This is a genomic window from Actinopolymorpha singaporensis, assembly GCF_900104745.1.
In the GTDB taxonomy this organism is placed as follows: domain Bacteria; phylum Actinomycetota; class Actinomycetes; order Propionibacteriales; family Actinopolymorphaceae; genus Actinopolymorpha; species Actinopolymorpha singaporensis.
In genome coordinates, this window is sequence record NZ_LT629732.1 from 1,058,115 (window position 1) to 1,079,298 (window position 21,184).

Genomic DNA, 21,184 nt, shown 5'->3' on the forward strand with positions numbered 1-21,184 from the left:
GTAGTATTTTGGGGCTTTCTCATATATGCCTCGATCTACAGCTTCAGCCATGGTCAAGTACTAGCAGGCGCCGAATGTGCGTCCCTAGTTATCGGCGCCCCGTTATGGTGGTATTTTTTCACTAGGCCGACTTTTTGCGGTGTGCAAACTCCTAATACAAGCTACTGTACACACCAGACTTACGGGCTGCTATTCGGCTGCACAAATCCAAAGAACCACCAGTGGGGAAAGGTGTCCGCACGGGCGGGACGCTATATCGAATTTCTCAATCGCCACTCGACTATCACACTCGCCGAGTCATCGCGGCCGCCACGGACAACTCCACGGAATACCCGCAGAGGATCTAAAAGACCGCCGATAACTAACGGCACATCCAAAATTGAATCCGCCGGTCTTGTAGTAGCTGTGTTGAGCCTAATCGGGACCGCCATCCAGACTGTCATTACAATACTATTGTATGCTTCGGCCCTGACCTCTTGACCTCAAACAGTCGGTCAGTGCCGATCCCTACGAGCCATTCCAACTAAGCACGTGTCTGAGGCTTCGCCTAAACGGAAGCATGAGCGGGAGGTCGTCGCTGTGTGTAACACTGCACCTTCCGCCCGCGGGGCAGAGTCCACTGCGCTACACCACCGAGCCGATCCAGTACGTACCTAGCAGTACCTCGTCAGGATCCAATAGGCCATCATTGCCGGTATGACTCAAGACATTTTTGGACTCCCGATCGAGGCGTGGGACGCCATCGGCAGTATCGCCACCGGACTTGGCGTCCTCGCAGCCGGCTTCGCAGCTGCGATAGCAGCCAGGCAGCTTCGGTACAACAAGAAGGTTGAAATCGATAAGAATCGACCCTATGTCGTCGTCACGTTCGAGCAGGGCCTATCGCATTTTCCTCACGTCGATATTCTAGTTCGGAACGTTGGCGCCGGGCCGGCACACGATGTGACAGTTAAGGTTGACCCACCTCTCCAACGTGCAAGCGAGATCGACGACATCCCAATAGCACGAGCTAGATATTTCAACGATACCATTCCGCTTATGCCACCAGGCTATCAGTTGCGTACCTACTTCGATTCCATGCAGGAGCGAAAAGACATGGGTCTGCCGGAGCGATACACCTTCACTATCGAGTACCACGATGGACATGGCCACTCATGGTCAGAAAAATCCATCACTGACCTCGGACTACACGACGATCTGCTGTTCACTAAGACCTATGGCTTGCACGACTTGACACTTGCGATCCGCGGAATAGCCAAAGACCTGAAGGCGTCAGCACTGGCGAAGGGAGAGGTACAAGCAACGATTGAGACTAGGGCAGGGCGCGATGAACGCAGACGCCGCCAAGTGGAGACTCTCGCTGCAAGACGGTCTGACTTCGTACAGCGACGGCGTAATCAGAGTGATGCGAGCCAAACATCAGGTGCAGGCAGTGATCAAGGGGATAGGACCAGCTCGTGACGCCGGACGCATCTCGTGGGTGCATTTCGAATCTGTTCACAGGCCAAGCCACGCTCGCAGTCGCTCCAGTACGCCCGGGCTGCTGAAAGGCGTTGGGGAGGAACTTCTCCTAGGCACTGCCTCATCCGACGTACCTGGCTGCGTACCAACCAAATCCTTGGCATGAGTCTCCGCTTCTAGCGAGCCAGCCTGGACCATCCACGGCCTGGGCGCTTCCCTAGCTACCGCCACTCGCTCCGCTGCAGGGCGTCGGTAAGACCACGGATGTCCATGGCGCCTACTCCCGACCAGATCTGGCGAATCGGACCAAACATCCGATCCACCAGATTATCGTGAGAGGCAAACGATGGCGGGGGGACTATGGCTCTTTGCGGTGCTCGAACATTAGACGGAACCAGCTGCCGAAGGAAGGTCCGTCAGGAGGGCATGCTGTGCTCGATTCACGGTGGCAGCCCGTCACTTCCACCTAACCGCAGACCCAGGAAGCGCCGGTCCCCTCCGACGCAGCGACGCCGGCCACGCAAGCAGGGCAAACAAACGGTCCGCCGCTTAGCCAAACGATCTAGTCATAGGGTGCGAGTCGCCGTTAAGCGGCGAAGAGACGCACAGCGACAGCGCACACGGCGTGTATCGATAGCAGCAAATCTCTGCGCTGGCGTCCTTATAGATGGATGGGCAGACACTGTCGCCGACAAGGCAAGTGAGTATGCGACAAATAAGACACTGACACAACTTCTCCGACACAACCAATGGCGCCACTGCAGAACTCTCGCTCATCTGGCACGAGAAATTCTAACCGTCAAGCAGTCAGTGCACGATGCCATAGGTAGACTTGGCAGTCTAGCGATGCGCTTTCTTGGATTTGAACACACTGAGCGGACATTCATGAAGGAATTGTTATCCAAGATCCCACTACCTGAAGTCGACAAACTGACCGCAGTTGCTCGCAGCCTGCAGGTAACCGGCATCGCTATCTGTCTATTAGACGGTCGTAAGCTCACTCGCTGCCAGTGCTTCAGAGACTTGGCGCTAGCCGAGTCTAGCGAGCGCATGAAGCAGATCTTCCGGACTGCTCTAATCGACTTCTCCAACCTCGCCCGGTTCGGTTCGCCGAGCCCCACCCCCACCATCATCGCAATGAATGCAGACCGATAGAACATCCCAAATCGAGTTCTCAGGCTAGCCGCATATACAGAGACGGGTCTACCCCCGCGAACCGCCGCTACCACGAGATCGAGCACCGCCCTGCAACACCTTGAGGTCTGCCCGCGTGAGCCTAGACCCACCTTCCCTCTCAGCGTGTTCGAACTGGCCCCCAGATACGACGGTAGGAGTAAGGCCGAAGATCAGTTCATTTACGTCGTCGGGTACGACAGCTAGATCATTGCATAACTGCTCGAACCCGCCTGGGGTCCTTCTTAGGTCTGCGAGAACCTTCCCTAGCAAGCGGGACGATTCTCGCCTCATACCTTGCGGCTCACCAGACCGATAGCCCATTCTCGATAGATTCACGCAAGTCGTATGGTAATGCCAGTCAGTCATCAGACCTAGATCATGTAGTCGATAAGCAAGAGCGATTGCAGAGACTCCCCATCTAGTTTTCTTTCGCGTGAGATCCCCGAGACGAGGATTCATCGAAAATTGGGCATGTATGTCCGCCTCAGGCATTAAGAAAGAGGAGGCGAAAGCATCTGCTTCGCGTTCTGCCTCAACGCCGGACGGACGGACCGGCCCGCAGTGCAAAACAAGATGACCCAACTCATGGGCTGCATCAAACCGCCCGCGTTCTGCAGACTTGGCAGTACTTAAAAGCACGAAAGGCTGCCCCGAAGCGTAAAAGGAAAAAGCGTCTAGAGCCCGAGCTTCAGTCTTCACGGAGAATACTGCAACTCCATGTAGTTCTAGCAGATGAACCATATTTCCAAGGGGAGCGACCCCTAAGCCCCACTTAGCGCGTACAACGTACGCAGCCTCACTCGCGGCTGCCAAACCTACATATTTGTGTAAGCTAGGAACATCTATAGGGGGGACGCTGTAACGCTCATCGATCCATCGACGAAGCTCAACAGCATGAGAGGCGACCGACAGTGCCATCTCCCGGTTACGCGCAGTCATCTTGGTTGGCGCCCGAAAGCTAACGGCCTCCGCAGGAACCTCCTCAAGCGGCGGCTTAGATAGGTAGGCGACTGATACTTCTAGTGCTTCTGCCAGGTGCCGAAGCGTATCCCGAGAAGGAACCTTCTTGTTGTTCTCGTAATCGGAAATACTCTTAGTGCTTATCTGACTCTTTCCACTAAGAGCGGTTATCGTCAAACCGCGGCGCTTTCGCGCTGATACTAGCCGCGGCGAAGAAAACATATACGCCTACTCCAATCACCTATCTCCGAGCAACAGGGAAATCATATCCTGGCGGTTCCTCGCGGTTACGGCCAGATCCTCGATCGAAGGGATCTACGATCGGTATGATGATGCGATGAGTCCAGACAGTTACATGTTCGTTTGCCATCTCTTCCGGCAGGCTGACCTCTGACAGCAGAGAACCATGCACGTCTACGTAGGTCATCAATAGCCACGTTTCTCGAAGCCCCGCCAGGGAAGCGTTGAGGGTTTCTGCAGATATCAATACGTTGACGTCATGGTAACCACCGATAGACCTGTTATCCTTGACAGCTTGCCGAATACTGGTGCCTTTTGGGTTACGGTTCGTCGGTTTTCCATTCAATATGCCAGTTCCCGCGGTCCCGCTTGTGACCACGAGGCAGTGCTTATTGTTTGGATGGACGAGAGTTGGCTGGTTCATCGGGTTGAGACGCTTCCAGCCCTCGGGTTTAAGTATTTCAGTCATCCGACGGACGTGTCGCGACCATCGCGCACTCTCACTGCTCCCTGGAGCATCATCATCCGTGTAGGTAGCACTTTCAGCCTCACCAAAGCGCAGCGCATCATGGATCGACTCAACGTTGAGTCCCAACGCGGCTAGGCGAGCACGCCCCGATGCTGAACCACCGTCGTAAATCACTCCTGGCCTTCCCCGTACTTAGGCACCAGCCTCCGTGGAGGTTCACGATACACGACTCAAACCTAGGGGAGAGAAACGCGAACTCGGCGTGTCGAGCGGGTCAGACACCTTCGGGGCCAGATGCGGATCTAGGTGGCGGGTGGACGCCGCAGGTTTGGTTGTCGGGGATCGCAGGTCCAAAGGCTCTGCCGGCCGCGGATGTCTAGACGGCGGCCGAGGATCCGCAGGGCACGTTCGGCGACTGCTGTCAGGCCTCAGGCATGGCGGGAGAGTCTTCGGTGAGGATGACGATCTTCCCGCCCGGCCGTGTTGTTTTCCATGGCCCGGTGTGCCTCGCGAACGTCTTCGAGATGGAAGGCGTTGCCGAGGGAGACGGTGGCTTGGTCAGCCGCGACCGCGTTGAGGAGCTCCTGGAGCACCGCCGGCGGGAGGTCAGTGGCGTCGCCGGTGTAGCCGGTGAGCTGCACAGACGTCACCGGTGGGGTAGAAGTCGGGCAGCGTCCACTGGATGGACAGCATCCCCGACGTACATATGGTGGCGTGGACACAGCGGCGTGCAGGCAGTCGAACAGTGTGGGCGCGCCTACCAGGTCCAGGGCAGCATCAACGCCTCCGGGCACGATCTTACGGACCGCCGTGGCGAGCGGACTGTCGTCGACATGCACGTGGTCGGCTCCCTTGCCGGTGAGCAGCCCACCCCGTGCCGAGCCGCGGCAGGGGAACGTTCCGATCTGCAATGCCTCCACCGAACCTCGCCGTCCAACACGACTGCGCGCATGCAGACACCCTTTATCCAGCAGTTCTCAGCTGTCCCGCCCGGAGCCGGACATCTCACCAGGCGCCACGTCGACCGTCAAACTGGCACGTCATCACGACGGCATCCACCGCACCCCAGTCGCATGCCGCAGGCGAACGATCACGGGCTAGCTGAACTTGCCGAATTGGAGCCAGGATCATCTTCGGTTCGGCGGCGAACCATCCGACCGTCGTCGAGGACCAACAAGTCTGGTGCACAGCCGCGGAGTTGACGGATGATGTCGGCGAGGAGCTGTTGGTCGGGAAATTCGCTTGCACGAACGATTCTTAGCGCACGGAGTATAAAGTCCCGAGCGCTGACATGTTCCCCTAGTCTCTGCGACACTGCGCCGAGGTCGGCCAACGCGGCTGCGAACTTTGGGTGGTCTGCTCCAAACGCGAGCTCATAGATAGTTAGAGCGCGCTCCTGCATCTTGCGAGACTGAACAGGCTTGTCCGCTAGGCAGCACTGTGCGCCCACAGTTAGCGCGTACGCGACCTCCGGATGGTTCGGCCCAAACGCATTCTCATTGATGTTCAGGGCTCGCTCATACATTTGCCAGGCCCGATGGTTCCCCTAGATCATGGAGCACTCGGCAGAGGCTGATCAACGTTTTGGCAACGTCTGGGTGATCGAGGCCTAATGCGCGCTCACTGATATTCAGCGCCCGCAACAAGGTTCTCCGAGCCTGATCTAACTTCCCGAAATAGTGCCAGACATCGCCTAGGTTGTTTAGTACGGTGGCGGCCTTTGGGTGGTCCCGCCCTAATGCGCTCTGGCTGATATTCAGTGCCCGCTCAAACGTTTGCCGAGCTAGGTCCGGCCTCCCCAGGGCAAACCAGGCATTACCAAGATCATTCAACGCGTCGGCAACATTAGGGTGGTGTGGTCCGAATGCGTGCTGGCTGATGGCCAAGGCCCGTTCATACATTTGGCGCGCCAAATCCGGCCTCCCCAGGGTAAGCCACGCATTGCCGAGGTTACCTGCTGTGGCACCGACGCCTGGGGCATTTGAGCCGAGGGTGCGCTCACTGATGGCCAAAGCCCGCTCATACATTTGACGAGCCGAATCCGGCCTCCCCAAGGTAAGCCAGACATTACCGAGGTTGTTGATCGTGGCGCCGACCTCTGGGGCGTCTAATCCGAACACCTGCTCCCTGATGATCAAAGCCCGCTCCCACATTTTCCGGGCTTGATCGCACTGTCCAAGTTTATAAAAGACCGTGCCAAGTTCATTCAGCGCGGTCGCAACCTTCGGATGGTTCAAGCCGTACATTCCAGAGTATAAGTTCAATATTCTAGTACGTATCGACAGTTCATTCCGGTATTCGCCTTGCGCTCTACTGTAGCTAGCGGCACGCTCGATATACCGCTCATTGCTTGAGTCAATTGCTTCCCATGCCCTACTTGAAATATCTAAGCACCCTCGCACATGGGCCTTGAATCCAATTCTTCCTATGTTCCTGGAGTCGCCATCTATGCTCGCTTCCCCAAGTGCCGCCTCCCAAATCCTTTTAGGAGGATTCTCATGCACCGAAACTATCTCGGCAACTTGCTTATGAGCCATAAGCGTGACGCTACCGTCTGCAGTGACCTCACGGACTAAGCGAGCTCCTTCTACAGTCGGCGCTGTTGCCCATTCGATGGCCCCGGCCATATGTTGGGAATCGACCGACTCGGAGCTAGCTCGGTAGCCAAGGACCAAATCCGGAATTAGGGCTATAGGTAAGCCCCGCTTGGTCCCAGTATTGGCCCAGTTCAACGCAACGGCGACGGTGCTTCGAGACACAGAGCAATCGCCGCCGGTTGGATCGTATGGGCACATCGAATTTCCGCTTCGTAGCCTATCCAGCAGGCCAGAGACCTCCGAAAATGCTGCCGCGATCCCATGGCCAAAATCGACCTCAGGGTAACTCGCAACCGCCCGGCGAAGTTCATCTTCCGACGGTAGTCTCTCGAGGAAAACCGGTCGACCAAATTCTTCTGCTAGATGGTGATGCTCCGCCTTCCAAGTATCGTACTCTAGTGACGAAATGGTCGCCACTACGCGCATGCCGCGAAGATGCTCTCGGCAACGTTGCAACATTTCCACTGTGAGACCGACATTAGAAAATTCATTGATCCGATCTAGCCATAGCACGATCTTTTCTGATGGCTCCAGGTGAGACAGAAGCCCTAATTCATCTAGAGCTTTCCGAAAGCCGTCTGGGGGCAGGGGTGCAATAACTCGTCTCCGCGTTACCTCGTCTTGGGCCATCTCGAACGCGGTCCGGGTCTCGCCACTGGCAGGGGCGCCAATAAGCAGAAGTAGGCCCGATCTCCGCAAGGTAGAGCGTGCATCTTCGTCATGATCGCGGCGAATATATGGGGGTCGGTGCTCACCATTCCTAAGATATGAGTCAGCCAGATGAGATCTCTTTACTCCAAGAATGGACTGGTCAACTTCATCGACAAACGGTAGCGGCCACACCGTCAAGCATCGATTGATCTCATTTTGCCAATCGGCTTCCTTCTTAGCTTCTTGCCGTGCAGAAAGTTCGTCGGCCCGTCGCTTCTCCTGTAGGTTACGTAGCTCTAACATCAAGGCAAAAATAGCCGCGACTACTATGACCGCTACCTGAAGCGTTCTCGGTGCTCCTACCGCTCCCAGTGCCTGCTGTATGGCTGCTATAGCAACAAGGCATATGCCAAGAGATGCCAACCAGTGGTCCCGAAGCCACCTAACCATTTTACGAATCAGAACCACCAGACCCACGTCCCTTTCCGGCGAAGAGTCGGCCGTCGTGGCTTGTCCCCGATGAACGAAGTCCTATTTAGTCTGACAGACCATCGTCGAACCTGCGACACCCACGACGACACAATCAGGACGAGCCAACCGCGTGCATGCGTCACGCGTATCAACATCGCCAACCGCGATCCAGGTCTCCCAAGCCCACGACCTCACAGAAGGCTGCCGATCAGGTTGGCCGGACGCTACTGGTGTAAAGCATCAGGTGGCACACGACTGTCAACCATCAACCGGCACAGGACGCCTGGCCCGTCATCGATCGGTGAAGACTTTCCCTACGTCTTCAAGGGCGGCCACCGGCCGCCGCGCGCCCGCCTGAACGGCGCCGGCCCTCCCTCCGCGCCTTCGGCGCCCGGTCGGCCGGCGCGGCTGGGCGCGACAAAAGGGCCGCCAGAACACTGGCGACCCTCATCAACTCCCGCTCCGCGGGAGACCGTGCGTGGCTGGTGCCGGGCCGGAGGCTTTACCCACCTCGCTTGGCCCGGGACCCCAAGAGCGGCGGCCCACGGTGGGCGGTTACCGGCGGGCAGCCAAGCTGCCCACCGCGCCGGGACAGGCTACGGGCCGCCACTCTCCCGGACCAAGCCAGGCCACCGGCCAAACCCTCCAACCCTCCTGTGATCGTCCCGACCCCCGATAACGGCTTCGGCAAAGAGGACGACCTCACTTCCGAAGCCGTGGCGAGAACCCGCCGGGACGAACACCGTCGACGCTACGACCGTCCCCGACCACTCGCAACCGGGCCGAGTAACTGCTACCGATCGGGCTCGTCTGACTGCTCCTGCTCAGCCTCGCGTTCGTCGACCAGGCGCGCTCGTTCATCGGCGACGTCTGCGCGTTCGCCGGCGGCCCGCATCCCTTCGTCAAGCATCGACGCCTGTGCAGCAGTGTCGCGGTCGCGCCGATCCAGAGCCGCTTCTCGCCGATCCAGGGCTGCTTCTCGCTCGTCGGCCTCAGCCTCTCGACGGTCGGCAATACGGTCGCGCTCATCGGCGACTGCATCGCGATCGTCGGCCACCCGTAGGCGTTCCTCCGCAGCCCGGTCTGCGCGCTCCTGCCGCTGTGTCGCCGCAGCATGATCACGCGCCAAGTTGAACGAGTGCATCTCTTCGACGCACTGGTCAAGATCCTGCGCTGCCCGATCCCGTAGCTCCGCCGCGAACTTGCGTAGTTCGTCCTCCCGCTGCCGAAGCCGGCGAACAGCCTCTTCAGTGTTCTCGGGACCACCATGGGCGGGGGGCTTTGGGCCCATACCTCGGAGTCTAGGCGCGCCTCGAACCAGGCCTCCCGCCCACGTCGCCCACCAACCACGCTCGGCGGCACGATGCGTGCCAAACAGCCCAGACGTAACCGTCGGGCCGAAGACCCGTCGATCACCACCGCACACCGAGCGAACCGTCGGCCGGCAGGAGAGCCGTGCCATACAGCAGAGAAGTACAGCAACCAGGCCGGCCAGGGACACGCACCCATGATCGCTAGTAACCCGCTGGCCTGCGCAAACATCCTCCGCCGACCACCTCGCCCGTTGATGGCATCAAGAGGATCACCCCCGCGGGCCGACTGCCCGGGAGACCCCATGAGCATCTGGCCGGACATACGCGCACGCCGAGTAGATTCGGGCACGTGGTGAACGAGGACAGTCCATCACGCGGCGGCCCGCGCGAGTGGCCCTATCCGCAGCCCAGCGCCATCGAGCAGCTCGGGGACATGGACCGCGACGACGCCCTCGCCTTCTTGCGCCAGCTCCGCGACTTGCTGATGGTGCACAAGTTCGGCGTCGACGAGCTCATGACCAAGCTGCGGATCTGGAGCGAGGAGTTCGACCACGCCCACGAGCACGATCCGATCGAGCACATCAGCTCGCGGATCAAGCGCCCGGAAGCGATCGCCGCCAAGCTCGCCCGTCGCGGGCTGCCGGTCGACCCGGTGTCGGCCCGCGAACACCTCACCGACATCGCCGGCGTGCGAGTCGCGTGCAAGTTCATCTCCGACGTCTACCTCATCCGCGATCTCATCCGCCAGCACCAGATTGAGATCGTGCAGACCAAGGACTACATCGCCGCGCCGAAGCCGAACGGCTACCGCAGCCTGCACCTGATCATCAACGTGCCGGTGCACCTGTCCGACCGCACCGAGCTGGTCGCCGTCGAGCTCCAGCTGCGCACCATCGCGATGGACTTCTGGGCCGCCGTCGAACACGAACTGCTCTACAAGAGCGGCGGCCAGGTGCCGGAGACCTTCGCCGCCAAGCTCAAAGCGGCGGCCGAGGCCGCTGCCAGACTCGACGCCCAGATGACTTCGCTGCACGAGCGCAGCGAGAGGGCATCCGGTTAGACCAGCCAACCTGGCCACATCGAGGGCAACAGGGCGCCCGATCCTGGCCCGCGTATGGCCCGCAAACGCCGAGATCTGGCCGGACAGAGCAAGCCACGCCGAGCCCTGCCGAGCATGATCCAAAAGGCGCCTCAGAACGGCGTTTCCGCAGGTCAGGGCGGCTAAGAGGCAGGTCAGGGCGGAGGGCATGGGATTCGAACCCATGACCGAGAGGGGTCCCTCGGTAGCGGTTTTCAAGACCGCCGCACTAGGCCACTATGCGAGCCCTCCCGACCTGCGGTGCGACGCCGACCTCGGGTCGGCACCCGATCAAACGACCAGACCCCCACCCCGGCGAAACCCCGCAGATCCGCCCTCGGAGCCAGGCTCGAGGGCAACGCCGACCATTGTCCCATCCGGGTACGACACCCCGTCCCACCCCCGGCGCCGAGACGCAGGCCGAAGGCCCAGCCAAGTCGACCCGCACTCAGCCCGTCGGAGGGATGTTGTGGTTGAGGCGGAAGAGGTTCTGCGGGTCGAAGCGCCGCTTGAGTTCGACCAGGCGCGCGTAGTTGTCCCCGAAGGTGGACCGCGTTAGTTCGTCCGCCTCGTAGAAGCCCGGGAAGTTCAGGTACTCCCGCCCGTCGGAGTACGCGCCCGTCTGCTCGTACACCTCACGCGCCCAGCCGATGTTGGCGTCGTCGTCCTCGGGAAGCTCCCAGTTGGCTTCAATGCCCAGCATGTACGGCATCGACCGGTCGCCGAACGCGGTGTCCCCCGCCGGCACCCGCGCCATCGCGCCGCCGAGCGGCCACACGTCGATGCTGGAACGCGGCGACGGAGCCGCCTCGCCAAGCTCCACGATCGTGTCGATGAGCGCGTCGTCCAGCCCGGTGAGGAAGCGGGACTTCCAGTAGTAGCGGAGTTCGCGCGCGGGATAGTCGCCGTCGAAGAACTGCTGCAGGTCGAGGTACGTACGCCGTCCGCTGAGGTCGGCGACCGGCCGGCCGAGGGCGCGGGCCGCGGCCAGAACGCGCTCGCCCTCGTCGGGGTCACCGACGTACGTGGCGAGGTGGATCAGCACCGGTCGCCCGACGTACTCCTGCGGGAGCCCGTCCATCGGTGGCCCGTCCATCAGGATGGCGAGCGTGGTCACCTCGTCCGGGATCGTCTCCTTCCACGACCGGATCGCCCGCAGCACGTCGCCCGCGTCCGCGCCGGCGTGCACGACGAGCGCGCAGAACAGGTCCGGCCCGACCGGGTGCGCACGGAACTCGAACTCCGTGACGATCCCGAAGTTGCCACCGCCTCCGCGCAGCGCCCACAGCAGGTCCGGGTCCTCGCTGGGCTTCGTCCCGGCGCGCACCGTACCCCCGTCGGAGGTCACCACCTCGGCGGCCAGCAGGTTGTCGCAGCTCAGGCCGTGTTTGCGGAACAGCCAGCCGAACCCGCCGCCGAGCGTGAGGCCGGCCGCCCCGGTGTCGCTCACCACGCCCATCGGGACGGCCAGGTCGAACGGCTGGGTCGCCTGGTCGAGGTCGGCGATGCGCACGCCACCCTGAGCCCGGACGATCTCGGTGGCGGGATTGGTCAGGGCGGCGCTCATCGGGGACAGGTCGACGACCAGGCCACCGTCACAGGACGCGATGCCGGAAACGTTGTGCCCGCCACCGCGGACGGCGAGGAGCAGGTCGTGCTCACGGGCGAAGTTCACCGCGGTGGCGACGTCACCGGAGTCCGCGCAGCGTGCGATCAGTCCGGGCCGCTTGTCCACCAGGCCGTTCCACACCGACCGGGCCGTGTCGTACTCGGGGTCGATGGGCTGGATGAGGCGGCCGCGCAGCTCGTCCGCGAACCTCTCCAACGCCCCTTCGGGCACCTCGACGAGATCGCCGGCGAAGGAGTGCAGTCGTACGACGCCCACGGCCGGACCCCCTCGGAACGGCGGAGAGACAAAGCGGAGACACACAGCGGAGACACACAAGGACGCGCGGACGCGGCGGACCACGCCTGCTCTCCCGGCATCCCACCATCGGCGGACGCGTGGCGGCTCGGATATGTAGCCCCTCTCACCATGGGCCTCCGGTCCGCGAGCACCCGGGCCGATCGGCCGGCTCTGTCGTGTTCGGGGAGGCGAGACTGCGCGGGGCCGGCGAGATCCAAACCAGGTGCACCGCGTCGCGCCCGCGCTGCACGATGGTGCGATGGTCCCCCACCCCGAGACGCCCGAGGTCCCCAAGGTCATCGTGGTGACCGGCATCATGGCCGCCGGCAAGTCGACCGTCGCGCAGTTGCTGGCCGAGCACCTGGACCGGTCCGCGCACGTACGCGGCGACGTGTTCCGCCGGATGATCGTGTCGGGGGCCGCGCCGATCGTGCCGGACGGCGGGGAGGCCATGGACGCCGAGCTGCGCCTGCGCTACCGGATCTCCGCCTCGGTCGCCGACGCCTACGCCGAGGCCGGCTACATCGCCGTCGTACAGGACATCCTCATCGGGCGGCATCTGACGGAGTACGTGCAGTCGCTGGTCGCCCGCCCGGTCGGCGTGGTCGTCCTCGCACCGCGGCCGGAGGTGGTGGAGCGCCGGGAGGCCGGCCGGGGCAAGACGGGGTACGCCGACGGCTGGACCGCCGCCGAGCTCGACGCCGCGCTACGCCTCGAGACGCCCCGGCTCGGGCTGTGGCTGGACACCTCCGACCAGTCGCCGGAGCAGACCGTGACGCAGATCCTGGACCGGCTCCCGGAAACCCGGGTCGCCTGAGGCCGAACCAGGCCGCTCCGACCGGTCCGCGGTCAGGGCTGTTTGAAGCCGGTCACCCGGTGGGTGGCGTCGCGCATCGCGGCGTTCGCCTGCTCCGGCGTCACGTCGCCGCGCCCGATCCGGATCAGCTCCTCGGCGGCTTCCCTGACGTTGCCCGTGCCGTTCAGAGCCGCGTCCAGGTCGATCCCGGCTGCCCCGGTCAGCTCGGACATGAGCTCCTGGCTGCGCTCGGCCAGCGCCGCGTGCGCCCGGTTGATCGTCTCCCTGAGCTCCTCGGCGAGGTCCTCGGACGCCTTGCGCATGACGCGGGGGTTGAGCTCGATCGCGGCGACCTGGCCCTTCGCGTCCACGGTGACGGTGATGTACTCGTCCTCGCTGGTGGCGCCGGCCGTCAGGTCGTTCATCCGCTGCTGGATCGTCTCGAGCTGGTCGACCATGTTCAGCAGGCCGTCCATGTTGGCGTCGAGCTCGGGGATCCCGAAGAAGCTCATGTGCGCTGTCCTCCCGGCCGTTGGGGTGCCCAATCCAGTGGCTCAGTTGGGACCGCGCGGTCAGCTCACGCCTTCGCCCAGTCCTCGGTGGGATCCTTCAGGTCGATGAACGTCTGTTCGTCACCGCCCGGCCCGATCTCCAGCTTCTTGAACTGTCCGGCGCTGGCGATTGACGTGGCGTTACCTGCCCACGTGGTGATGAACGACAGGATCGCGGCCGCCACCGCCGTCGTCGCGATCGCGTTGGTGATCGCCACGGCGACCTGGCCGAGCTTGCCCGCCAGCGTGGTGAGCGGGAACGCCTCCATGATCTTGAAGCAGATCATCGCGACCAGACAGGCGGCGTCGGTGATCACCATGCCGGTCTGGATTCCCCGGATGGCCGAGACGACGCCGTCGATCGCGGTCGCCTGACTGGACGCGGCGTCCTTGGCGTCGTTCAGCTCGACCTGGAAGTCGGCCAGCCAGGCGTTGAACTGCCTGCGGGAGTCGTTCTCCACCGACCAGGCGTCCTCGCTCAGCCCCATCGCCGTGTCGAGGTCACCGATGTTCTTCAGGTGCTCGGCCGTCTGCTCCCAGGCTCCCTTCGCCTGACTGAGGGACTCCTCGTCGGGCTCCAGCGCCGCCCAGGTCCCCACGCTGATCAGGGCGAGCGGGCACAGTCTGGCCGTGGCGTTCTTCGTGACGATCGAGAAGACCCAGTGCGGCCGAAGTGCCACCGCCGCGACCACCGTGAGCGGAACCCCGCCGGCGGCGTAGCCGTCGACGATCGACCCGAGCAGCGACGTTGCCGGCTTTGGTCTGGTGGCCTCGAGCTTCTCCTTGCCGTCGGCGGTGAGGGTGTTGGCCTTCTCCGCCGTCCAGTACGTGTGGGCGACCTGTGCCAGGCCCTCCACCATCTGCCTGAGCTTCTCCCGGCCGTCCCTGAGGTTGTGCAGCTGGCTTTCCCGCGCCGCGTCGTAGGAGCCGGCCAGGATGGTCGCGGGCAGCGCGCCGAACGCGTGCCAGGGAAGCTTGGTGTATTTGTCGACGTAGTCGACGGCGACGTTGAGGTGTGGACCGGCCTTGTCGGCGGCCGCCTGAGCCGCCGCCTCGATCAGGTGCCTGGTGTGTTTGTTCTGCGGTGCCACCGATCCGGCCTCCGTCGTCCCGTTGCCCACCCGGACCAGTCCCCGGCCGCCGGCCCGGCCTCCCGATCCCGGTATGTCGCGAGGCGAGGTGCCGAGCCTACTGGTGCGGACGGTGATGCCGGACCTGCCGGCAGGTGCACCTGTGGACAACACCGGCGCGGATCTGGCTGTGGACAACCACGGGTCAGACCGAGCGGTCGGCACGTGCGGTCGGCACGTGCGGATACCCTGTCGGCCGTGCGCGCCAGAGAAGTGTTCCGACCCAGCCCGCTGGGCACGTTCCTCGGCGCCGTCGTACTCCCGGTGATGGCGCTCTTCCTGGTCGGCGCGGCCGTCGTGATGCTGGTCAGGTCTCCCGGCCCTTCCGGCGTACTCGGGTTCGTCCTGTTCGGCGCGGCGGCGTTCCTGCCCGGCATCGGTGGCTACCTGATGCTGCGCGGCTGGTTCGCGATCGAGGTCGACGAGGCGGCGCTGTCCATGGTCGGACTGTTCAACACCAACCGGCTGCGAATGCCGTGGGGCGACCTGGACGGCGTCGGGCTGGTGAAGTGGCGCGGTGCCCGCTTCCTGTCCGTACGCCCGACGCGGGGGTGGGAGACGAAGCCGCACCGCTGGGCGATGCGCTGGGAGCCCAACCGCCGGCTGCTGCTGATCGCCGGCGTCGAACGCTGGTCGCGGCCGACCGAGGAACTGCTGGGGTGCGTACGCGAGCACGCGGGTACGAAGTGGCGCGACCCGCTGGACGAACCCCTTGCCGACTGAGCCCGTCCCAGAGTCGGTCTCAGAGCCGTACGTCCACCACGACGGGCAGGTGGTCGGAGGCGTCCGCGCCGGTGAGCACCTGGCGGCGGGCGGGCGTCAGGTCGGGTGAGACGAGCACGTAGTCGATCCGCCGGTCGGGTACGGCGACCGGGATCGTGTGGCCGGGGTCGTCGCCCTCGTCCGGCCAGGCGTCGACGAGTACGTCGGTGAGCGGCTTGGTCTCCGGCGCGGCGGGCAGGGCGTTCAGGTCCCCGGTGAGGATGGTCCGCCGCGGTGCGCGCCCTAGAAGGTCGGCGACCCGGGTGGCCTCGCTTTCCCGGGCGCGCGGGTCGGCCTCGGACAGATGCGTGGTGGCGAAGCGCAACCGCGTTCCGTCGACGTCGACCTCGACGGCAAGGAGCCCGCGGAGTTCGAGCGCCGGGTCGGCCTCCGGCCCGTGCGGCAACAACTCGTGCAGCACCGACAGGATCGGGAAGCGGGACAGCACCGCGAGGCCGTACTGCCGGCGCTCCGGCCCGGGCCCGTCTGGATCGGGGTCGAGGTCGAGATTGGCCCCGTACGCCACGTGCATGCCCAGGGTCCCCGCCAGCCACTTCCCCTGGTCGGCGAACGCACTGCGTTCGGACCAGTGCCGGTCGACCTCCTGCAGCCCGATCAGGTCGGCGCCCGAACGCGCGAGCACCGCGGCGGTCCGGGCGAGGTCGAGCCGGTCCTCCGCGTCCGCGCCGTGGTGGATGTTGTACGTGACGACGCGGAGGGCGGTGGCCACCTCGTGACCACCGCCCTCCGAAGGACCGTGCGGGTGTTCGTGTTCCACGTGGAACCGCGGGCTGCTCACCCGGTGCAGGCTACGGGTGCGGCGGGCGAACTGCTCCCGCCGTCAGCGGCGGACGGCGAAGTCGGCCACCACCGGCAGGTGGTCGGAACCGTCGGCGTCGGTGGCCACCCGGGCGTGCAGGGGCTGCACGTCCGGCGAGGACATCACGAAGTCGATCCGGTTGTGCGGGTCCTCCTGGGAGTACGTGAACCCGTCGCCCACGCCGACCGCCGCCCAGGCGTCGGTGAACACGTTGGTGAGGATCTTGATCTCGGCCGCACCGGCACTGGCGTTCAGGTCGCCGGTGAGGAACGTCCGGGTGGGCTGGTCGCCGAGGAGTTCGACGATCCGCTGCGCCTGCGCCTGGCGTTCGAGGTTGTCGTTGTGCTGCAGGTGCGTGTTGGCGAACCGCATCATCACGCCGCGCACCTTGATGTCGGCGACGAGCAGGCCGCGCTGTTCGTGGTCACCGAACTTCGGCAGCAACGTGTTGGTGGAGGAGAGGATCGGGAAGCGGGACAGGATCGCGGTGCCGTACTGACGGCGCTCGCCGCCGGGTGTGGCAGGGTCCAGGTCGAGGTTGGCGGCATAGGCGACGTACATGTCCAGCCGGTCGGCCAGCCAGGCGGCCTCGTCGAGGTTGTCGCTGCGGTCGCCCCAGTGCCGGTCGACCTCCTGCAGGCCGATCACGTCCGCATGCAGGTCGCGGATCTCGCCGGCCACGTCGGGCAGGTCGAGCACGTTGTCCGGGCCCGCACCGTGGTGGATGTTGTAGCTGGCCACTCGCACCCGTACCGGCTGGGCCTGGGCGGCGCCGGCCTGGTCGGCGCTGGCCGGCGCGGCCGCGAGCCCGACGGAGGTGGCGAGCGCGAGTGCGGCCGCACCCACGAGGGTGAGTGCACGCGTGAGTCGTGGCGTACGTCGAAGCACGAACTGCTCCCTTCCCGGCAACAGGGGTAGGGCACCCATCCCACCGGCGCCCCCGCACGAAGGCGGGGCGTACGCATGGACGGCGTACGAACCCCCGGTGACGGTATGACCCGACCCGCGAAACGAACCAGCACCCGGCGGCAACAGGGTGCGTGCGGGTCACGTTAACGGGTTTCGGTCCGGAGTGGATCTTCGTACGCAACTGCCGCGGCCGGTCCCGGTCACGCTCGCCAGGGTTGAGCCACGCGAAGTCAGCGGCGCAGGCTCGCGGGGTCGACCGGCCGGCCTGTGCGTGCCGACTCCTCAGCGGCGAGCGCGATCGCAAGCGCGGTCAGGCCGTCCTCGGCGGTGACCCGGGGCTCCACGCCGCCGGCGAACGCGGTGACGAACTCGGCGAACTGTTCGGCGAACGGATCGACCGAGCCGTCGTCGGCGTACACCACCGCACCGGTCCCGTCTGTCACCACCTGCCTCGGCGCGGAGTCGAACCGCAGCACGCCCTCGTCGCCGGCGAGCTCGAACGTCGACCGCACCGGGGTGCCCGGCACGTCCCAGACCGCCTCCACCCGCGTGGTCACCCCGTCGACGTGGGTGAGCGTCGCGGCGCTCCGCTGCGGCGACCCGGCGTCGGCGCGCGGTGTCGTACGGCCGACGACCTCGCTCACCTCGCCGGCCACCCAGCGCGCGTAGTCCAGGTCGTGGATGGCCAGGTCGACCAGGAGGCCGCCGGACCGGACCACGTCGGCGAACCAGGTCTGCGCACCCGGACTCTCCGCCTCCCGGAAGAACGTGAACTCCTTCGGCCGCCCGATCCGGCCGGCGGCGACGGCGTCCCTCGCCGCGACGTACGCCGGGAAGTAGCGCAGCACCTGCGCCACGCACAGCCCGACACCGGCGTCGATGCACGCGTCGATCATCGTCCGGCCCTCGGCGGGCTCGCGGGCCAGCGGCTTCTCGCAGACGACATGCCGGCCGGCGCCGGCGGCCCAGTGGGCGAGCGTCGCGTGGGTGTCGGTGGGCGTGCAGATGTCGATGACGTCGGCGGCGGCGAGCACCTCGCTCGGCTCGGTCACCGACCGCACACCGTGCTCGGACGCGAACGCCCGCCCGCGTTCGGCCGAACGGGAATGGACCACGACCTCGGCCCCGAGGCGTTGCCAGGCCTCGACGTGCCGGCTGCCCATCTGGCCGGTGCCGATGATCGCGACCCTGGGCCGGGCCGTCGCGTCGAGCGTCCGCGCGCCCTCCGCCGCTGCGGTCACGTCGCCTCCACCAGGGTGTCCGCCGCCGCCGAGACCTTCTCCGCAGCTGTGACGATATCGGCCATGTCGGCGTCGGAGCCGAGGAGGACCTGTTGGGGAATCCACACCAGTTCCGCGCAGAAACGCTCGGTCACCGGCAGGTGGAGCCGGCCGTAGTCGGTCGCGGGGTAGGACGGGTCGAAGCCGGTCGCGCGCTGGTCGAAACGCCGCTGTGCGAACACGCCCTGCCGGTCGAGGGGTACGCCGTAGCCGGGACTGGCCGGGATGCCCTCGGCGTTCAGGGCGGCGGTGAAGCGCTCGCGGGGCAGCCCGCCGAAAGCGTTCGGGTCGTACCGGAACTGGTACAGGTGGTAGCCGTGCGTCGTGCACCGCGGGTCGCGGCCCAGCGGGGTGAGTCCAGTGATCCGGGCCAGCCCCTCGTCGAGGACGCGGGCGCTGCGTTCACGGCGTTCCAGCTGCTCGTCCAGGTCGGCGAGCTGGGCCAGCAGGATCGCGCTCTGGAACTCCGTCAGGCGGTAGTTGCCGCCGAGGATGCCGTGGTCGTACCACGCGCCGGCCCGCGAACGCCCGCAGTGGTGGAAGCTCCACGCCCGCTCGGCGAGTTCGTCGTCGCTGGTCACCACCATGCCGCCCTCACCCGCGGTCATGTTCTTGCTGGCCTGGAACGACCAGCAGCCGAAGATGCCGAACGAACCGACCCGCCGCCCCCGCCAACTGGCGCCGTGCGCGTGCGCGGCGTCCTCGATCAGCGCCAACCCGTGCTTGACAGCGAGGTCGGCGAGCCGGTCCAGATCGGCCGGGTGCCCCGCGAGGTGGACCGGGATGATCGCCTTCGTGCGCGGGGTGATCGCTGCCTCCACCGCGTCCGGGTCCAGGCAGGCGTACTCCGGGTCGACGTCGGCGAACACCGGCAGCGCGTTCACGCCCAGCACGGAGGTCGCGGTGGCGAGGAACGTGTAGCCCGGCACGATCACCTCGTCGCCGCTGCCGATCCCGAGCGACTTCAGCGCGATCTCCAGGGCGATGGTCCCGTTGCACACCCCCAGCCCGTGCCGCGCGCCGTGGTAGGACGCGAACGCCCGCTCGAACTCCGTCTTCATCGGGCCGTCGGCGGCCGACCAGATGCCGGCCTCGGCGGCCTCGGTGACCGCACGAACGGCCGCGTCGTTCACCGGCGGCCAGGCGGGCCAGCCGGCGGAGCGTACGGGGGTGCCGCCCAGCAGGGCCGGCCGGTCGGCGTCCGTCGTGGGTCTGGTCGCCGTCATCGCTGGTCTCCGATCTGCGCGGGCGCGGGTTCGCCGAGCACCTCGTCGAGCGCGGTCAGTACGCGGTCCTGCACCGCGGGCGCGAACCTGCCCGCGCGGTAGACGTACGGATAGGACTGGTCCGGTTCGTACCCGCCCTCGCGCAACTGCGCGGCGGTGACGACGTACCCGATCATTCCGTTGGTGTACGGGATCGGCAGCGCGGCGCCGGACGTACGGCGCTTCACGTGGTGCCCGTACGCCACGCTCACCTCCGCGTCGAAGCCGACCAACGTGAGGCCGCCGGCGAGGTCCGCCCTGGTCAGCCGCAACTGCACCTGATCGACCAGGCGCCCGGGCTCGGCGAGCAGCCGTCGTGCCCAGTCACCGTCGATCCCGGGCGCCTCCCGGCGGCGGGCCAGTTCGTCGCGCGAGGGCACCTGCAAGGGCAGGTTGACGGTGTGGGTCCGCACCGCGACACCGCCGGGCGGCAGCGGAGGCAGCCGTCGCAGCGGCCGGTCGAGGACGGCGGCGACCGCGGCGGCCAACTGCCGGCCGATCGCCTCGATCTCCTCGTCGCCGCCACGGTGGAACTCCCCGTCCCGTACGACGTTCGGGTTGATGTCACCGCAGCAGCCCTGCAGGAAGGCGATGGGTACGCCCGCCCCGACCGTGTGTTCCAGCGCCGACCGCATCGCGCCCGGGTAGTCCGGCGACACCTGCGGGTCCGCGGATACGACGGGGTGACAGGTGTAGTGGACCAGCAGCGCCCGGGTCGAGCCGTCCGGGCGGGCGAGCCGGAGCACGCCCACCTCCGGGTCGTTCGGGCCGTCGGGATTCGGGCCGCCGTAGGTGCCGTCGGGGTTGGCCCTCCTGCGGTTGATGCCGAACCCGCAGGTGCCGGTCCCCCGCTCGACGTACACCGGTTCCATCCCGGCCAGCGCCGCACCGACAGCGGCGAGCACGGAGTCGGTCAGGCGGGCGACGTAGGCGGGGTCGCCGCTGCCGAGAAGGGGCGAGAACGTCAGCCCCGGTTGCGGTGCGCAGTGGGTGTGCGAGGCGTGCAGGACGACGCTTCCCTGCGGTACGCCGTGCTCGGTCTCGATCCGCCGGGTCAGGTCGGCCACCGTGTCCGGTCCCCACCACAACAGGTCGGCGCAGATTAGCAGCGCTTCGCAGGTGCCGGCCGCCTCGCCGAACGCGAACACCTGCGCGGACAGCGGCGCCCGCACCTTCTCCCAGGGTTCGAGCCGCACCGCGAAGCCGGCCAGCGGCACGGGAGCGGTGGGGGTGATGTCGGCGGTGGCGGTTCCGACGTACAGCTCGGCTTGGGTCCTGGAGAAGGGAGTGGTTTCCGAGGTCGCCGTCACGGTCGTGTCGCCTCCCGGCCAAGGCTTACTGGTGTGGCC

The 21,184-nt window shown here is 65.3% G+C and carries 18 protein-coding genes and 1 tRNA gene; 4 read left to right on the top strand and 15 right to left on the bottom strand.

Annotated features, from left to right (window positions below):
• Positions 1-696: 696 nt before the first annotated feature.
• Positions 697-1,461, top strand: a complete 765-nt coding sequence (locus BLU27_RS28805) for a hypothetical protein (protein WP_157728231.1) — start codon at positions 697-699, stop codon at positions 1,459-1,461.
• A gap of 1,203 nt (positions 1,462-2,664) precedes the next feature.
• Here BLU27_RS28805 and BLU27_RS31105 read toward each other — a convergent pair.
• From BLU27_RS31105 to BLU27_RS28815, 6 genes are all read right to left on the bottom strand, one after another.
• A complete protein-coding gene (locus BLU27_RS31105; RefSeq protein ID WP_092650949.1) occupies positions 2,665-3,819 on the bottom strand; it encodes a helix-turn-helix domain-containing protein in 1,155 nt (384 codons plus the stop codon).
• A gap of 19 nt (positions 3,820-3,838) precedes the next feature.
• On the bottom strand, positions 3,839-4,432 hold the full coding sequence (locus BLU27_RS04890; protein ID WP_197681688.1) for a hypothetical protein: 594 nt from the start codon (positions 4,430-4,432) through the stop codon (positions 3,839-3,841).
• Between the two features lie 302 nt (positions 4,433-4,734).
• Positions 4,735-5,226, bottom strand: coding sequence for a zinc-binding dehydrogenase (locus BLU27_RS04895; RefSeq protein ID WP_206744635.1), 492 nt, complete (start codon positions 5,224-5,226; stop codon positions 4,735-4,737).
• Positions 5,227-5,396: 170 nt separating this feature from the next.
• Positions 5,397-5,831 carry a tetratricopeptide repeat protein gene (locus BLU27_RS31110; protein ID WP_092650955.1) on the bottom strand — a complete coding sequence of 145 codons (435 nt, stop codon included), beginning with the start codon at positions 5,829-5,831 and terminating at the stop codon, positions 5,397-5,399.
• Positions 5,824-8,004, bottom strand: a complete 2,181-nt coding sequence (locus BLU27_RS30970; protein ID WP_092657181.1) for a tetratricopeptide repeat protein — start codon at positions 8,002-8,004, stop codon at positions 5,824-5,826. Before BLU27_RS30970 ends, BLU27_RS31110 begins: the two co-directional genes overlap by 8 nt.
• An 814-nt stretch (positions 8,005-8,818) precedes the next feature.
• The gene (locus BLU27_RS28815; protein ID WP_157728234.1) at positions 8,819-9,316 is read right to left on the bottom strand and encodes a hypothetical protein; all 498 of its coding nucleotides are present in this window, start codon (positions 9,314-9,316) and stop codon (positions 8,819-8,821) included.
• 371 nt (positions 9,317-9,687) lie between these two features.
• On the opposite strand from BLU27_RS28815, the gene BLU27_RS04915 reads away from it, so the two are divergent.
• Positions 9,688-10,398 (top strand): GTP pyrophosphokinase, encoded by a 711-nt coding sequence (locus BLU27_RS04915; RefSeq protein WP_092650957.1) that lies wholly within the window; start codon positions 9,688-9,690, stop codon positions 10,396-10,398.
• A gap of 179 nt (positions 10,399-10,577) precedes the next feature.
• Here the strand turns inward: BLU27_RS04915 and BLU27_RS04920 are convergent.
• Together BLU27_RS04920 and BLU27_RS04925 are read right to left on the bottom strand one after the other, a co-directional pair.
• A tRNA-Ser gene (locus BLU27_RS04920) sits at positions 10,578-10,668 on the bottom strand.
• Between the two features lie 196 nt (positions 10,669-10,864).
• On the bottom strand, positions 10,865-12,301 hold the full coding sequence (locus BLU27_RS04925; RefSeq protein ID WP_197681689.1) for an FAD-binding oxidoreductase: 1,437 nt from the start codon (positions 12,299-12,301) through the stop codon (positions 10,865-10,867).
• 280 nt (positions 12,302-12,581) lie between these two features.
• Here BLU27_RS04925 and BLU27_RS04930 point away from each other — a divergent pair, with 280 nt between their 5' ends.
• Positions 12,582-13,139, top strand: a complete 558-nt coding sequence (locus BLU27_RS04930; RefSeq protein WP_092657183.1) for a phosphotransferase-like protein — start codon at positions 12,582-12,584, stop codon at positions 13,137-13,139.
• Between the two features lie 32 nt (positions 13,140-13,171).
• Here the strand turns inward: BLU27_RS04930 and BLU27_RS04935 are convergent, their stop codons facing one another.
• Both BLU27_RS04935 and BLU27_RS04940 read right to left on the bottom strand, forming a co-directional pair.
• A complete protein-coding gene (locus BLU27_RS04935) occupies positions 13,172-13,630 on the bottom strand; it encodes a YbaB/EbfC family nucleoid-associated protein (protein ID WP_092650958.1) in 459 nt (152 codons plus the stop codon).
• A 65-nt stretch (positions 13,631-13,695) separates the two neighbouring features.
• Positions 13,696-14,760 carry a hypothetical protein gene (locus BLU27_RS04940; RefSeq protein ID WP_157728235.1) on the bottom strand — a complete coding sequence of 355 codons (1,065 nt, stop codon included), beginning with the start codon at positions 14,758-14,760 and terminating at the stop codon, positions 13,696-13,698.
• 237 nt (positions 14,761-14,997) lie between these two features.
• On the opposite strand from BLU27_RS04940, the gene BLU27_RS04945 reads away from it, so the two are divergent.
• Entirely contained in the window at positions 14,998-15,522 is a 525-nt protein-coding gene (locus BLU27_RS04945) for a hypothetical protein (RefSeq protein WP_157728236.1), read from the top strand.
• A gap of 19 nt (positions 15,523-15,541) precedes the next feature.
• Here BLU27_RS04945 and BLU27_RS04950 read toward each other — a convergent pair whose 3' ends face one another.
• The 5 genes from BLU27_RS04950 to BLU27_RS04970 all read right to left on the bottom strand — a co-directional run bounded on the left by BLU27_RS04950 (position 15,542) and on the right by BLU27_RS04970 (position 21,145).
• Positions 15,542-16,360, bottom strand: coding sequence for an endonuclease/exonuclease/phosphatase family protein (locus BLU27_RS04950; RefSeq protein WP_157728237.1), 819 nt, complete (start codon positions 16,358-16,360; stop codon positions 15,542-15,544).
• Between the two features lie 42 nt (positions 16,361-16,402).
• Positions 16,403-17,269 (bottom strand): endonuclease/exonuclease/phosphatase family protein, encoded by an 867-nt coding sequence (locus tag BLU27_RS04955; protein ID WP_241827786.1) that lies wholly within the window; start codon positions 17,267-17,269, stop codon positions 16,403-16,405.
• 251 nt (positions 17,270-17,520) lie between these two features.
• On the bottom strand, positions 17,521-18,531 hold the full coding sequence (locus tag BLU27_RS04960; protein ID WP_172804873.1) for a Gfo/Idh/MocA family protein: 1,011 nt from the start codon (positions 18,529-18,531) through the stop codon (positions 17,521-17,523).
• Positions 18,528-19,796 carry a DegT/DnrJ/EryC1/StrS family aminotransferase gene (locus BLU27_RS04965; protein ID WP_092650970.1) on the bottom strand — a complete coding sequence of 423 codons (1,269 nt, stop codon included), beginning with the start codon at positions 19,794-19,796 and terminating at the stop codon, positions 18,528-18,530. Before BLU27_RS04965 ends, BLU27_RS04960 begins: the two co-directional genes overlap by 4 nt.
• Entirely contained in the window at positions 19,793-21,145 is a 1,353-nt protein-coding gene (locus BLU27_RS04970) for a hypothetical protein (protein WP_092650972.1), read from the bottom strand. Before BLU27_RS04970 ends, BLU27_RS04965 begins: the two co-directional genes overlap by 4 nt.
• Between the last annotated feature and the right edge of the window lie 39 nt (positions 21,146-21,184).

What these genes read in the sequence shown, in the direction of transcription:
- BLU27_RS28805 (WP_157728231.1), top strand. Translation starts at nt 697, where the DNA reads ATGACTCAAGACATTTTTGGACTCCCGATCGAGGCGTGGGACGCCATC.
- BLU27_RS31105 (WP_092650949.1), bottom strand. Translation starts at nt 3,819, where the DNA reads ATGTTTTCTTCGCCGCGGCTAGTATCAGCGCGAAAGCGCCGCGGTTTG.
- BLU27_RS31110 (WP_092650955.1), bottom strand. Translation starts at nt 5,831, where the DNA reads ATGTATGAGCGAGCCCTGAACATCAATGAGAATGCGTTTGGGCCGAAC.
- BLU27_RS30970 (WP_092657181.1), bottom strand. Translation starts at nt 8,004, where the DNA reads ATGGTTAGGTGGCTTCGGGACCACTGGTTGGCATCTCTTGGCATATGC.
- BLU27_RS28815 (WP_157728234.1), bottom strand. Translation starts at nt 9,316, where the DNA reads ATGGGCCCAAAGCCCCCCGCCCATGGTGGTCCCGAGAACACTGAAGAG.
- BLU27_RS04930 (WP_092657183.1), top strand. Translation starts at nt 12,582, where the DNA reads ATGGTCCCCCACCCCGAGACGCCCGAGGTCCCCAAGGTCATCGTGGTG.
- BLU27_RS04935 (WP_092650958.1), bottom strand. Translation starts at nt 13,630, where the DNA reads ATGAGCTTCTTCGGGATCCCCGAGCTCGACGCCAACATGGACGGCCTG.
- BLU27_RS04965 (WP_092650970.1), bottom strand. Translation starts at nt 19,796, where the DNA reads ATGACGGCGACCAGACCCACGACGGACGCCGACCGGCCGGCCCTGCTG.